At 36.0% G+C, this 13,593-nt stretch carries 12 protein-coding genes and 1 tRNA gene; 4 read left to right on the top strand and 9 right to left on the bottom strand.

What is annotated here, in order from left to right; translation table 11 throughout:
• The first annotated feature begins 11 nt into the window (after positions 1–11).
• On the top strand, positions 12–965 hold the full coding sequence (locus tag ABMA76_RS12330) for an electron transfer flavoprotein subunit alpha/FixB family protein (protein ID WP_392909586.1): 954 nt from the start codon (positions 12–14) through the stop codon (positions 963–965).
• Between the two features lie 206 nt (positions 966–1,171).
• Here ABMA76_RS12330 and ABMA76_RS12325 read toward each other — a convergent pair whose 3' ends face one another.
• The 4 genes from ABMA76_RS12325 to ABMA76_RS12310 form a co-directional block, all read right to left on the bottom strand.
• Positions 1,172–2,338: a hypothetical protein gene (locus ABMA76_RS12325; protein WP_392909584.1), complete on the bottom strand. Its 1,167-nt coding sequence runs from the start codon at positions 2,336–2,338 to the stop codon at positions 1,172–1,174.
• Positions 2,339–2,541: 203 nt separating this feature from the next.
• Positions 2,542–2,733 (bottom strand): hypothetical protein, encoded by a 192-nt coding sequence (locus ABMA76_RS12320; protein ID WP_021267727.1) that lies wholly within the window; start codon positions 2,731–2,733, stop codon positions 2,542–2,544.
• Between the two features lie 9 nt (positions 2,734–2,742).
• Positions 2,743–3,276: a hypothetical protein gene (locus ABMA76_RS12315; RefSeq protein ID WP_392909583.1), complete on the bottom strand. Its 534-nt coding sequence runs from the start codon at positions 3,274–3,276 to the stop codon at positions 2,743–2,745.
• A 3-nt stretch (positions 3,277–3,279) separates the two neighbouring features.
• Positions 3,280–4,422, bottom strand: a complete 1,143-nt coding sequence (locus ABMA76_RS12310; RefSeq protein ID WP_392909581.1) for an Mrp/NBP35 family ATP-binding protein — start codon at positions 4,420–4,422, stop codon at positions 3,280–3,282.
• Between the two features lie 149 nt (positions 4,423–4,571).
• Here ABMA76_RS12310 and ABMA76_RS12305 point away from each other — a divergent pair, with 149 nt between their 5' ends.
• On the top strand, positions 4,572–5,135 hold the full coding sequence (locus ABMA76_RS12305; RefSeq protein WP_103218644.1) for a hypothetical protein: 564 nt from the start codon (positions 4,572–4,574) through the stop codon (positions 5,133–5,135).
• Entirely contained in the window at positions 5,119–7,170 is a 2,052-nt protein-coding gene (locus tag ABMA76_RS12300) for a lytic transglycosylase domain-containing protein (protein ID WP_392909580.1), read from the top strand. Before ABMA76_RS12305 ends, ABMA76_RS12300 begins: the two co-directional genes overlap by 17 nt.
• 158 nt (positions 7,171–7,328) lie before the next feature.
• On the opposite strand, the gene ychF is transcribed toward ABMA76_RS12300, so the two are convergent.
• The 5 genes from ychF to ABMA76_RS12275 form a co-directional block, all read right to left on the bottom strand.
• The gene (ychF, locus tag ABMA76_RS12295; protein ID WP_392909578.1) at positions 7,329–8,438 is read right to left on the bottom strand and encodes a redox-regulated ATPase YchF; all 1,110 of its coding nucleotides are present in this window, start codon (positions 8,436–8,438) and stop codon (positions 7,329–7,331) included.
• 16 nt (positions 8,439–8,454) lie between these two features.
• Positions 8,455–9,036, bottom strand: a complete 582-nt coding sequence (gene pth / locus ABMA76_RS12290; protein ID WP_392909577.1) for an aminoacyl-tRNA hydrolase — start codon at positions 9,034–9,036, stop codon at positions 8,455–8,457.
• A gap of 11 nt (positions 9,037–9,047) precedes the next feature.
• A complete protein-coding gene (locus ABMA76_RS12285; RefSeq protein WP_392861450.1) occupies positions 9,048–9,995 on the bottom strand; it encodes a ribose-phosphate diphosphokinase in 948 nt (315 codons plus the stop codon).
• A 29-nt stretch (positions 9,996–10,024) separates the two neighbouring features.
• Positions 10,025–10,100 (bottom strand) — tRNA-Gln (locus tag ABMA76_RS12280).
• A 71-nt stretch (positions 10,101–10,171) separates the two neighbouring features.
• On the bottom strand, positions 10,172–11,977 hold the full coding sequence (locus tag ABMA76_RS12275) for a transglycosylase domain-containing protein (protein WP_393061780.1): 1,806 nt from the start codon (positions 11,975–11,977) through the stop codon (positions 10,172–10,174).
• A gap of 127 nt (positions 11,978–12,104) precedes the next feature.
• Between ABMA76_RS12275 and ABMA76_RS12270 the strand changes: the two genes are divergently transcribed.
• Positions 12,105–13,565: a hypothetical protein gene (locus ABMA76_RS12270; RefSeq protein ID WP_393061775.1), complete on the top strand. Its 1,461-nt coding sequence runs from the start codon at positions 12,105–12,107 to the stop codon at positions 13,563–13,565.
• Positions 13,566–13,593: the final 28 nt, after the last annotated feature.

Genomic DNA, 13,593 nt, shown 5'->3' with positions numbered 1-13,593 from the left:
AGATTATTAAAATGGCAAAAGTATTAGTATTTTCAGAAACAAGTGGTGAAACAGTTAAATCTGTTACATTTGAGATCCTAGGAAAGCTTGCTGGTCACACTGTTGACGTTGCAGTTGTTGGCGATATGGGTGCAAACGCTGCTGCTGACCTAGCAAAATATGGTGCTGCAAACGTACACAACCTTAAAGGTGCTAACTTAGATCAGTACTCACCAGAAGGTTACGCTAACGCACTTAAAGAGTTCATCGGTTCAAACTACGATTACGTATTTGCTGGTGCAACTTCTCTTGCAAAAGACCTAATGCCAAGACTAGCTGGTATGTTTGATGCAGGTATGGCATCAGAAGTTACAAACTTTGTAATGGATGGTGACAACTTTGCTGGAACAAGACCACTATTTGCAGGTAAGGTTTTAGCTAAAGTTGAACTTGATGGACCTAAACCAGGTTTCATTACAGTAAGACCAAACGCTCTTGGTATGCCAGAAGCTCCAACAGCTGGTGCTGGTGCAACTAATGAAGTTGCTGCTAACGCAGGTGATATCAAAGCAGTAATTAAAGAAATCGTTAAAGGTGCTTCTGAGAAGCTTGACCTAACTGAAGCGAATATCATCGTTTCTGGTGGTCGTGCAATGAAGTCTGCTGAGAACTTCAAGATCCTTGAAGACCTAGCAGAAGTTCTTGGTGCAACTGTTGGTGCTTCACGTGCCGCTGTTGACTCAGGATATGCTCCACACGCAATGCAAGTTGGACAAACTGGTAAGACAGTAGCTCCATCACTATATATCGCTTGTGGTATCTCAGGTGCTATTCAGCACTTAGCAGGGATGAGAACATCTAAGGTTATCGTTGCAATCAACACTGACCCAGATGCACCAATCTTTACTAAAGCTGATTACGGTATTGTTGGAGACCTTTTCCAAATCGTACCTCTTCTACAAGAAGAACTTAAGAAGGTTCTTTAAGCATCTGCAGCATTGTTTGCCCAAAGGCAAACTATTGGCTGCAGTGCTAGCTCCCCATGCAAGGAGCACATTCTGATCGAGATCGAGGGTTCAAGCCCGAGCGGCTCGCCTCAGGAGCAAAAAAACTTCGCATATATAATACATAAAAGGCCCTCAATTTTGAGGGCCTTTGTTTTATCTTCTCTTCTCTCTTTTATATTTTAGGATTAGAATCCGTAACCTTGTCTGTCTAATTCTTCCTGTCTTTCATACTCAAGTTCTTGTTGCTCTTCAAATCTAGCTGCTGGATCATCAATTAGAGCTTCTTCTTCATATTGCTCTTCCTCGTAGTTTTCCTCTTCAGCTTGCTCATTGTTTTGTTTTTCAAAAGATACTGGGTTTGCATTGCTTTGAGCTAAGTTAATATCATTTTCAAAAGATCCTTCTTCAGTTAGAGATCTTTCAAAACGAGACTCCTCTTTTGCTCTTTCCATATTTTCAAATTCAGTATTAATTCTTTCCAGCTCATCATAAGTTACGAAGTTAATAAGACCACCAGCATATGGACCAGTAGAAAATCTTAGACGGTAACCATTTTCACCATTTCTAGCAAATACGCCGTGAGATAGTTGTCCTTGAATTTCTACCTCAAAAGAGTTTCCATCTTTAAGTTTAATATCTCCAAGTACTTCATTGATATCTTTATCAAAAACATTGAAGTATAAACCTTGAACACCATTAGGCCCAACAGTTACACTTCCTTCAATATTATCTTCACCGCGAATTAGCTTATTATTAAGTTGTGGAAGAACAACTCTTTCAATAACTAATTCTTTTCTTTCGTTCTCGTTAATAACTGCAACTTCTTCAAGTGCCTTATCTACATTTACTTCTAAAGATACTTCTTTCTTCTCTTCAATAACTTTTCTAGCTTCAATTAACTCAAAACCATCTTCATAAGCTCTAAAGATAGAGATATTCTTTTTATTTTCGTGAAGGAAAGATACATCAAATGTATACTCATCACTTTTATTAAGCTGTACAAGACCTGTACCAATTAACTTCATATCTACTAATCTTTTAGAGTTAGCATTTTTTTCATTAAAGATTTCATTTCCTTCGTGATTTTCAACTCTAACGATTTCCCACTGGCCATCAATAATTTGTGCATATTCTGCAACTGGTAGGTATTGAACTGAAATCTTCTCACGATCAGAAGAAGCAACGATACGATCAACACTCTCATCTACTCTCTTTTCAAAAGAAATATCTTTCTGTTGCATAAATGAATTATCAGTTACCGAAATTCCCTGATAGATTCCACCGAATACAAGGAATGACCCTGATAGTACTGATGCGATAATGAATTTCTTGTAAATTGATGTTGCTTTCATACAGTGCTCCTAAAACCTATATGCGTATATAGAAGCAACAGTCGTGCCAAGTTGAACAAATACGTCCATCTGCTAACTATATGAAAACACGTTCGAATTTAATGAAAATTATTGGATTGTTTAGGAATCAGGCTGTTAAATTTTTAACACTGTAGAAAAAGTAAACACACCATAGGGTGTGTTTACTCTAATATGAATAATAATTAATCAACTTGGAAAGTCTTCTTCTCATAGTCACTATGAGAAGCTCTAAAGCGCTTTAGAGCGACAACAATAAGCTCTTCAAGTTCAATCCCAGTATTCTGAGACATTAGCTCAAAAGAGGTAACAACGTTTTCTTCGATCATAACTTTAAGCTCTTTAAGATTGCCTTGGTTATGTGTTTGATCTTTCATTTAAAACTCCTACTTTACGACCTTCAAGGCACCCATTTTTCTTAGATTTACTAATGCTTGGGTAACTTCAAAATCAAATAATTCGCAATTGCTGTAAATATCTTTAACCTTGCTGTATTCAGCTATAGTTTTTAATAGTAAAAATTCATTTGCACCAGTCTTTTTTCCATTTTTTATAAACGCGGAATTGATCAAAATGTGAATATTTTCTGGTGGGCGAAGTGACTTTGCCTTCAAGTGCTGTGAGTAGGCATTTTCAATATTATTTTTTAACTCACTAAATTTTAGTTTGAATTCATAATCACTTTCAGAAACAACTTCTGGCTCGGCCACAAGTGTGAATTCTTCAATATGATCCATTTCAAAGATGACAAGTGAGTAAAGGGCCTTCAGTCCTGTCTTTTTAGAGAATTGAGCCGCAACAACAATTCCTTCGCTAATATAAATAACGCCTAAGAACTGTCGATCGGCCCTTTTTAAAATATTAATTCTACCAGTGAAATTAAAAGAGCACTGCTCTTCAATTTTCTGTATGATGGACATTTACTACCTTTTGAAAATTTTTGAGAAAAAACCTTTTCCCTCACCATCATTATTTTCTATTTCAATGATCTTTTTTGCAATACCGGAATATGCTTTCCATACTGGTCTATTTTCGTATGAATTATTAGACATATAAGGAATTCCCTTATCACAAGATTCACGTAGAGCGATTTCGATTGGAACCTCTCCTAGAAATGGGTAACCTAGTTCATTAGCAATATCTGCCCCGCCTTTCTCTCCAAAGATATAGTACTTCTTCTCTGGCATATCATCTGGAGCAAAGTAGCTCATATTCTCAATAAGCCCTAAAACAGGGATATTAACTTGTTCGAACATATTGAAGCCCTTTCTTGAATCTAGAAGAGCTACATCTTGTGGTGTCGACACACCAACGATTCCACTTAAGTTTAAAGTCTGAGCAATTGATAGCTGAACATCTCCTGTTCCTGGAGGTAAATCAAGAACAAGATAATCAAGCTCTCCCCAATCAACATCAAAAAGGAATTGGTTTAAAACACCACCAAGCATTGGGCCACGCCAAATTACGGCGTCTTTTTCTTCAATAAATAGACCGAAACTAATGAACTTAAGTCCATGTGCTTCTATAGGGGCAATTTTCTTATCATCTGTTGCTAGAGGCTTTGCATTTCTTTGCCCAAGCAGCATTGGAATTGAAGGGCCATAAATATCAGCATCTAATAGCCCAACTTTCTTACCTTGATTCTTAAGAGCTAGCGCCAAGTTTACAGATACTGTACTTTTACCTACACCGCCCTTTCCTGATGAAACAGCGATAATCTTCTTAACACCCTGGATATCACGTTTTTGAGGTGCTGCTTTTGCGTGACCAACTTCAAGCTTTGCACCCTGCTGTGCTTTTTGCTGTTGTTGAGCTGGAGCTTCCTGAGTTGAAATAGTTTTAATGAAAAGATCGTCTTCACTAACCACTGATGATAGCGAGTTTACAATAGCATCTTCAATCTCACGTTTTTGAGCAGGAGTGATACCATCGCGATTATAGACAATTGTGACTTTCTTATCTTCAATTGCAATATCCTTATAACGATTCTCATCTAATAAAGACTTTCCAGTGTTTGGGTTATTAACCTCAACTAATTTACTTTTAACTACTTCAATATTTAGCATACTAATTCTCTCAGTTTTTTAACGTTTTATGCGAGGATTTTATTAAATATTGGGCACTTATTCAACGAGTAAAGCAAATTTTTGCCCTACAACAAAATTCATAAGATGTTATAATTACTAAAGAAACTAAATTAAAGTTTGGAGATATTGTGTCTAAGCCATATAAGCGTTCAATAATCATAGTCGACTCTAAATTTCAGCTGAGGTTCAGTGCATTAATTTGTATCGTAATTTTAGTTCTTAGTGCGTTCTACCCACTTGTGATTTATCAGGTGTTAACAAATATTTCAGAAAAATTTCCACAATCTGCTGAGCATATTGCAACAATGAAGAGTGATCTTTTAAACTTCCTCATTTTATGCCAAGCATTTTTTGGGATCCTCATCTTTGTTGTATGTATTTTCTTTACTCACAAAGTTGCAGGCCCGCTTTATAAGTTAAAACAATATCTTGCTGGACTAAGACACACAGGGTTTGAAAGAAAGCTTTCATTTAGAGAAGGCGATTATTTTCAAGATGTTGCAGATGAAGTTAATTTAACAGTAGAGTACTTCCAAACTCATTTTAAGGAAGACACTGTCTATATTGATGAGATCTGTAACTACTTAAAGAACCTACAACAAGTTGTACCTGACGATAAGAAATTAATCTTAAGTGATGTAGTCACTAAGTTAAAAAGTATGGAAGGTCGTTTCAATGAGTTTATTGGGTAAAAAGTTTTTTCTCTTTTCTATTACCGCTAGTTTGTCTTTTACAAGCATTGCGAAGGAATCTCTCAAGGATAGAGAGCTTAAAGCAGCTCGCCATATTTCTGAGATTGAACGAATTCTAAAAAGAAAGAAGCTACCCAACCATAAAATATCCAGCGCCATTAGATCCATTAAAGACGGTGGTATTTTCAAAAACTATCTAACTCACCTTGAGTTCTTGAGTGAGTTAAAAACTTCACTTAAAAAAGATCGATACTTTTCTTGTGATATCAAAAGTAACAAAACGAATCGTGTTGAAGATGATTTTGTCCGCAATATAAAAAACTACTGCTTCCATACCGTAAACTATCTCATTAATGATAAATATTTCGATGATATTGTAAAAGATGAAGAGAACTTTGCTAAGGCAATTCAATATTTAGCAACATCACGAAACACACTCTTTATCAAGAAGCTTGAAGAAGTTGATAAAGATTCCAAGATATACCAACACATAAAGAAACAATTAATTGAGATAACACTGATCAATGGCCTAAAGATTGATGCACGACTTTATTCACATATTGATTTTGATAAAGATATTACACTTCTTTTCCAAAATAACCTCCATCGAATAAAGAAGAATAAACTTACGATTACAAATGAGTTTATAAAGCAATATAGAGGAATCAAAAAACTAGTTAAGGACAATGCGACTAAAAAAGCTGATATCAATTCACAGTTAACAAAGTTTTTAACTTTTGAAAAAGCAAACGAAGATTATATTTATAAGAAATCATCTTGGAAACGTGTTCGCTATATTGGAAAATTATTATTAAATAATAACGACCTTAAAAACGCCAATCGTTACTTTGCCCGCTCTTACGAGATTAGCTACAATGACGAATCAAAGAACGAGTCATTATTCCTTCTTCTTTGGAATTCAATTAAACATGAAAACTACAAAGAGAGTATAGTAACAGTTCAAAATTATAAGCTAATTGATGATTTCACTAATCTCTATACTAAAACAAAATTTTGGATTGCATATAGTTATATGAAAGATGGCAATGAGTCTCTTGCTAAACACTTATTCAAACTGATGATAAATAGTAATCCCCTAAGTTTCTATTCGATTATTGCCCAAGACTATCTTCCAGAGTTTGATAAGAATTACGTAAAATCACTATACTTTCATAAGAACACTGTTAACCTTCCGAAGCTCGAATTAGCTGACTTCACAGAGGCAAAGCAAAGAAATATTCGAGAGTCTAATATATGGCATGAGTTAAAATTCGTAGGAAAAGTCGATAAACTAATCTATGAGTTCATTCGCTTTAATCCAGAAACAGATATATTAAATAGAAAAAAGCTTGATGCACTTCCAATTGAAGAGCAACGAGTAGCGATCTTTAATTACTTCCTCCATCACTTTAAAGAAAGTGGAGATTTCTTGTCGAGCTTCAAATTAGTCTCAAGAACAATTGATCTAAACCTTATTAGGCCATCAAAGATTGATATCACCACTCTCTTTCCTATTCTTCACTTAGACAAGATCGAAGGTGTTAATGCTGACATTGATCCTCTTCTAGTGTTATCAATCATCAGACAAGAGAGTGCTTTTAATCCAAATGCTAAATCAGCAGTTGGTGCTTTAGGGCTCATGCAGCTAATGCCTGCAACAGCAAGGCAGATGACAACATTTAGAAAGACTGATGAACTACTTAAGCCACACAAAAATATCGATGCTGGTGTCAGATACTTTAAACAACTCTTAAATAAATTTGATGGCAATATCATTTATGCACTTTCATCTTATAACGCTGGGCCAACCAAAGTTACAAGATGGGCCCAAGATCTAATGGATGTAGAAGACCCTATTTTTCAAATAGAACAAATTCCATATAAGGAAACGAGGCTATACGTAAAACTTATTTATCGTAATTTCTTCTTCTATAATCTTATGAAGGATAATTATATTTTAGAAAAGAGTGTTGCCTCGACCTTTAATGCCTTTCCTAAGAAGGAAGCCAAACGAGCAATTTCATCTCAATTGTAAACAATAAAAAAGTAAGTTCTTATGCAAAGATTTTTTGCTCCAGAGACAACAAAGCCGGGCTTGAACCCGGCTTGTTGAATATATTTCTCTAGCTAAAGTATTGGGGAGCTAGCACCGCAGCCAATAGATTGCCTTTGGGCAATCAATGCTGCGGGTGCTTAAACATTAAATCTAAAGTGAATGATATCGCCGTCTTTTACAACGTACTCTTTACCTTCGATACGAAGCTTCCCAGCTTCTTTAACTTTCGCTTCAGATCCATTAGCAATCAAATCATCATAGTGATAAATCTCTGCTTTAATAAATCCTCTCTCAAAATCAGTATGAATAACACCTGCAGCTTCAGGGGCCTTAGCACCATCTTTGAAAGTCCAGGCACGAACTTCCTTAACACCAGCTGTAAAGTAGGTACGAAGTCCTAACATATTGTAAGCTTCATGAGTAAGGGTCTCTAGTCCAGAGATTTCAATCCCAGCAGCTTCCATAAAATCTTTCTTATCTGCTTCATCTTCAAGAGCTGCAATTTCAGATTCAAGCTTTCCACAAATCTTAATTGCGCGAGAACCTTCCTTCTCAGCAAATTCTTTTACGGCCTTTACATAGTCGTTATCTTCACCAACACTATCTTCATCTACGTTACATAGGTAAAGAGTTGGCTTAAGAGTGATTAAATTTAGATCACGAATTAATTCAAGATCTTCCTTATCTAGATCAAGAATACGTGCAGCTAAACCTTGCTCTAAGTGAGCCACTAATTTTTCAAGTACTGGAACTAACATCTTCGCTTTTGATGAAATTTCTTTATTTTGATTCTTCATAAGCTTTGGAAGATTTGTTTGTTTTCTTTGCGCAACTTCAAGGTCGGCCAGAGCAAGTTCCATGTTAATTGTTTCAATATCATCAACCGGATTCACTTCACCGTGTACGTGAACAACATTTGGATCATCAAAACAACGAACTACGTGAACGATCGCATTTACTTGGCGAATATTTCCAAGGAACTGGTTACCAAGTCCCTCACCTTTTGAAGCACCCTTAACAAGACCTGCAATATCAACAAATTCAACAATTGTTGGAATAACTTTTTGAGGCCCAATAATATCCGCAATTTTTTGCATACGAATATCACCAACATTTACGATTCCGATATTTGGTTCAATTGTACAAAATGGAAAGTTAGCAGCTTCAGCTGGTGCTGAAGTTAGAGCTTGAAAAATTGTTGATTTACCTACGTTTGGAAGTCCTACAATCCCACAATTTAGGGCCATTATTTTCTCCTGATATTTATTTACTTAAATCTAGTAATTGTTTCTTTTTATATCTTTGAATAGCTGTTTTAAAACCATTTTTTACATAACATTCAACGGCTTTTGAAGCTTTTTCTAAGTAATCGTCAATAAAGTCGGCCTCAGCACCAAAATAGCGACCAAGTACCCAATCTGAAACACTTCCGTGTTGAGGACGACCAATTCCCATTCGTAAGCGTTTAAAATTATTGTGCCCCAATTGACCTGCAATTGATTTTAAACCATTATGCCCAGCAAGACCGCCACCGTCTTTAAACGCAACAGTTCCCCACGGTAAATCCAATTCATCGTGAATAACTAAAATATTTTCTGGATCAATCTTAAAGTATTGAGCAAATGGAATAACACTTTCACCACTTAGGTTCATATATGTCTGAGGCATAAGTACATAGAATTTATCTTCATCTGTTTCGAATGAAGACCAAATACCTTTAAACTTCTCTTTAAATGGTAAGTCTTTTATAGGTTTGATGAAGTTCATAACATCCCAGCCAATATTATGTCTGGTACCTTTATACTCTGAACCCGGATTGCCGAGTCCAACAATTAAATAATTCATAGGTTATCCGTTTATAAAAATAATGAACTAACTGAATCGTTATTAAACGTGCGATGAATCGATTTGGCCAATATTTCAGCGGCCGAAACAGATATAATCTTACCGCTCTCACGTGCCTCTTTGCTCAAAGGAATCGTATTTGTCACTAGAACCTTATTCAAAGATTCAGCGTTATTAATTCTTTCAATGGCAGGCCCAGAAAAGATTGGATGAGTGGCACAGGCAACAACACTTCTAGCGCCATTATCTTTTAGTGCATTACAGGCCTCAATTAAGGTTCCCGCTGTATCGATCATATCGTCGAGAATAATACAGTCCTTACCATTTACATCACCAACGATATTCATTGCTTTTGCAACGTTCTTACCGGTACGACGCTTATCGATCATGGCGATGTCACATTTACATTTCTTAGCATAATGACGAGCACGCTCAACTCCACCAGCATCTGGTGAAACAAAGATCGTATTCTCAGTAACTAATTCTCTTTTGATATGGCTTAGTAGGACAGGTGAAGCAAAAATATTATCAAATGGAATATTAAAGAATCCCTGAACTTGTCCAGAATGAAGATCCATCGTAATCACACGATTTGCACCTGCTACCGTGATTAAATCGGCTACAAGTTTTGCCGAGATTGGAGTCCTAGGCGACGCCTTTCTATCTTGTCGACAATATCCATAGTGTGGAATTACTGCTGTTATCGAAGCTGCTGATGCTCTCTTAAGAGCATCAATCATTATTAAAAGCTCCATTAAGTTATCATTTACTGGCGCACACGTTGACTGAATAATGAAAACATCAGCACCGCGAACATTTTGTTCGATTTCACAAAAAGTTTCACCATTGGCAAATTTAATAACTTGGGGGTCAACTAGGGGTACATCTAAGATTTTGGAGATATCGGAAGAAAGTTTTGGATTTGACGTGCCTGATACGAGAACGATCCTTTTCATCACCTTATTCCCTTCTCTTATCCGTGAGAAAATGGCTGGGGTAGAAGGACTCGAACCTTCGAATGGCAGAATCAAAATCTGCTGACTTAGCCACTTGTCGATACCCCAGCAATGTAGATTTGTATGTAATATATAAGCTAGTTTCTTATTTTTGACAAGAATTTTTTAATTTTGCCTAGTTATTCACAGGCCAAAGACGCAATTCGTTGGCCAGAATACAAAATAATCTCCTGATAAAGCTTAAAAGCTGTTGTACTACCGTAAAGTCTTAAACCTTTCTTATTTGTTCGAACACCTTCATACCCGACCCAGATCGTAAAAAGATCATGGCCATCATAACCTACAAAGAGATTGTCAAAGCCATTATTAGAAGTTCCCGTTTTTCCAAAGAAATGCTGTTGTCTTAGAGCTGGCTTTACCATTCGTCTAATTGTTGTCTGACTTGGATCTGCTAGAGATTCATAGACTCCAGAGCCTACTACACTACATTGGGCCGTCATAAAGTCTTCGTATAGCTTAAATAACTCGGCAACAGACAATTCAATGGCGCCTAAAAGCTGAGCCGGATACTCGGCCAACGGTGTCTTTAAGTGATTAATTTTTTTCTTTAATATTGCCTCTACTTTATCAAAACCAATATCGTGAGCAAGTCTTACGACCGGATTATTTAATGACTCCTGTAATGCTTGAGAAATTGGATACTCACTTGCAGAAGGTGTATGCGACTCAGAAGGAGTCCACTTACCACTCACAAGATCTAAGGTAATTGGCTTCGTTGAAACCATGTCATCAATCTTATAACCTTGCTCTAAATAAATTTGAAAAAGTACAGGCTTTAGCGTTGAACCAACACTATGGCGTTCTTCATTAAAAGCCTTATCTACATTTCGTTCAAACTTTGAATAGTAGAAACTCCTATGCTTTGGTCCACCAAAGGCTATCTTAACAGCAAGGTTTTCTTCAATCCCCTTTAGGTCACGTAAGAGATTCTTTGATGCCATTACTGTTTTATAAAAGCGGTATTCACTCAGATGAGGGTCTTTGTTAATTCTAGTGGCCGTTAAATAAATCGCCTCATAGAAAGAGTCATTTTGAAAAGAAACTAATTGCTTCTGCCAGCTTTGCCACTTCTCATCCGACCATTGATAATCAGTATTCTTATCAAAGAGATCTAAGCTCTGTAATTTATTAAAAATAAAATCTGCTCGACCTCTTAGCCTATCTGTACGATAGATTGGATGATAATAACTTGGACCTTTTAACATCGACACCAATATAGCAGACTCATACGGATCAAGTTCTGAAATAGGTTTATTAAAGTATAAAACGGCCGCTGTGTTAACACCCTTAATTCTTATACCACCAAGACTCCCCCAAAATACTTCATTGAAGTAAGCTTCAAGAATCGAAGACTTATCAAATTTAAAATCAATATAGACCGCTAAGATAGCTTCTTTAATTTTTCTGCTAAATGACTTTTCATTAGTAAAATAGATATTTTTAACTAATTGCTGAGTTAAAGTTGAGCCACCTTGAACAAGTGCTCCCGCCTTAATATCTGCAATAATAGCACGTATAATCGATATATAATCAATTCCTATATGCTCAAGAAAGCGAAAATCTTCAATTCCAATGAGCCCTTTAGATAGAATGATTGGGATATTATAGAAATTAATTTTATACTGAAGACAGCGATTATAATTACAATCATTATTGCGAACTGAATTTAATTCAAAACTTTCTTTTACACTTAAAATTGATTTCTTAGGGTCATCAAATTTTTCAAAGAAGACAGAATTAAAACGCTCATCTCTAGAGTTTGCCTTAAAAAAAAGAAAGTCATGCTTCTTTACAAAACTGCCTTCCTCAAAAAGAACTGTTTTAGAATTTGCATCAGCTGGCTTAGGTGAAATAATACGTGTTAAGTCTGCGTCATTTATTGTTTTGATAGAATACATGACACACAGGCCAATTAATCCAATCATCAAGAATAGTAATATCTTTAATCGTTTTTTAAACACCTTCGAAAACACCTATTTTTTTGACGTTATATAAAGTCATCTTATATTATTTCAGTACAATTTTGTTAAATTATAAAAGGAATAACAACTTATGTTAAAGAACTTAAATAAGGCCGCAATTCTTGCCACGTTAGCAACTTCTACACTGGCACTACCAATTGACTGGCATGGTGAACTACAAACAGACCTACACTCGCTTGGTGATTATAACCGTTCAGTTCAACAAGGAGCTGGACCACTAGATAATGGTGACCAAGCTTTTGATATGTCAGATGCTGATCCAGATTCATCTAATTTTCAAACATATATCTTTAAGCTACAGCCAACAATCATCGTTAATGATTCAACGACGATTAATGCTGAACTAACTTCGGGTTATGGATACGGCGGAAATTTTGGAGACTCTTCAAATGATGGAAGAACAAAGACTCAAGTTCCGACAAATTCATATGCTAATGCTCGTTACTCTTTCAATACAGTAACGGACAATCCAGTAAACCTAACTCAGGCCAATGCAGTCTTTTATTCAGATACAGCAACTTATACAGTGGGACGTCAAAAGTTTAATTGGGGTATGGGTGCAATCTATAACGATGGGAATGCTCCAGGTTCAAGATTTGCTTCAATGAGAGATGGGATCACAATTGATTTCAAAATTGGAAACTTTAAGTTCTCTCCATACTATTCAAAGATTAAAGCAAATAATCTTACTAAGACAGGTCGTGTAAAAGAGATGGGAATTTCTCTTCTATATGAAAACCTAGATAAAGAATTCACATTTGGTGCTCTTTACAATAAGAACACTTCTGGATCAGCAACAGGAATTCAAACGGATGTTGACGGTGATAACACTCAAACAGATCTTGGTGCAACTAGTGTGACGATGATCGATCTTTACCTAAAGAAGACTTTTGGAAAATATACAGTTGAAGCGGAAGTTCCTCTAATGACTGGTGATATGGGTGAAATCTATCCTGGTGTGACAGATACCGAAGTTGATGCGAAGGCATTCCTACTAAATAACACATACAAACTAAATACAAATCACACATTCCACTTTGACTTTGGTATGGTTTCTGGTTCAGATGCTGATAACCAAACTTATGGAGCGATGTATTTAAATCCAAACTTTCAAATTGCAAATATCATGTTTCGCTATAACCTAGCGGCCATTGCAGATACAAATCAAAATGTATTTAACTCTGGAATTGCAAACACTACTTATGCAAAGTTTGGTCATCGTTATGACTCAGGAACTTGGTCTTGGACAAACTCTGTTGTTTGGGCAAAAGCTGATCAAGTTGCAAAAGCTGGTTCAGACGCTATTAACCACGAAAAAAATAAGAGATTCACTGCAAATGCAGATCAGGCAGATGATCTTGGTTTTGAAATTGACTCAAATTTTTCTTATAAGTGGAATACTTCTGTAACACTTAATGCAAATTTAGGTTACTTCTTTGTTGGAGACTACTATGCATTCTCAAATGCTGCCACTCCTAACGAAACAAATGATACTTACCTAATTTATCTCGGTGCAGACATTAAGTTTTAAGAAATAAAAAAGGCTTCCAAATGGAAGC

Source organism: Halobacteriovorax sp. ZH5_bin.2, assembly GCF_043196375.1.
Lineage (GTDB): Bacteria > Bdellovibrionota > Bacteriovoracia > Bacteriovoracales > Bacteriovoracaceae > Halobacteriovorax_A.
The sequence above is the reverse complement of the archived record's forward strand: the minus strand, read 5'-3'. Positions and strand labels throughout refer to the sequence as shown.

What these genes read in the sequence shown, in the direction of transcription:
- ABMA76_RS12270 (WP_393061775.1), top strand. Translation starts at nt 12,105, where the DNA reads ATGTTAAAGAACTTAAATAAGGCCGCAATTCTTGCCACGTTAGCAACT.
- pth (WP_392909577.1), bottom strand. Translation starts at nt 9,036, where the DNA reads ATGAATTATTTAATTGTTGGACTCGGCAATCCGGGTTCAGAGTATAAA.
- ABMA76_RS12320 (WP_021267727.1), bottom strand. Translation starts at nt 2,733, where the DNA reads ATGAAAGATCAAACACATAACCAAGGCAATCTTAAAGAGCTTAAAGTT.
- ychF (WP_392909578.1), bottom strand. Translation starts at nt 8,438, where the DNA reads ATGGCCCTAAATTGTGGGATTGTAGGACTTCCAAACGTAGGTAAATCA.
- ABMA76_RS12315 (WP_392909583.1), bottom strand. Translation starts at nt 3,276, where the DNA reads ATGTCCATCATACAGAAAATTGAAGAGCAGTGCTCTTTTAATTTCACT.
- ABMA76_RS12330 (WP_392909586.1), top strand. Translation starts at nt 12, where the DNA reads ATGGCAAAAGTATTAGTATTTTCAGAAACAAGTGGTGAAACAGTTAAA.
- ABMA76_RS12310 (WP_392909581.1), bottom strand. Translation starts at nt 4,422, where the DNA reads ATGCTAAATATTGAAGTAGTTAAAAGTAAATTAGTTGAGGTTAATAAC.
- ABMA76_RS12275 (WP_393061780.1), bottom strand. Translation starts at nt 11,977, where the DNA reads ATGATTGGATTAATTGGCCTGTGTGTCATGTATTCTATCAAAACAATA.
- ABMA76_RS12325 (WP_392909584.1), bottom strand. Translation starts at nt 2,338, where the DNA reads ATGAAAGCAACATCAATTTACAAGAAATTCATTATCGCATCAGTACTA.
- ABMA76_RS12300 (WP_392909580.1), top strand. Translation starts at nt 5,119, where the DNA reads ATGAGTTTATTGGGTAAAAAGTTTTTTCTCTTTTCTATTACCGCTAGT.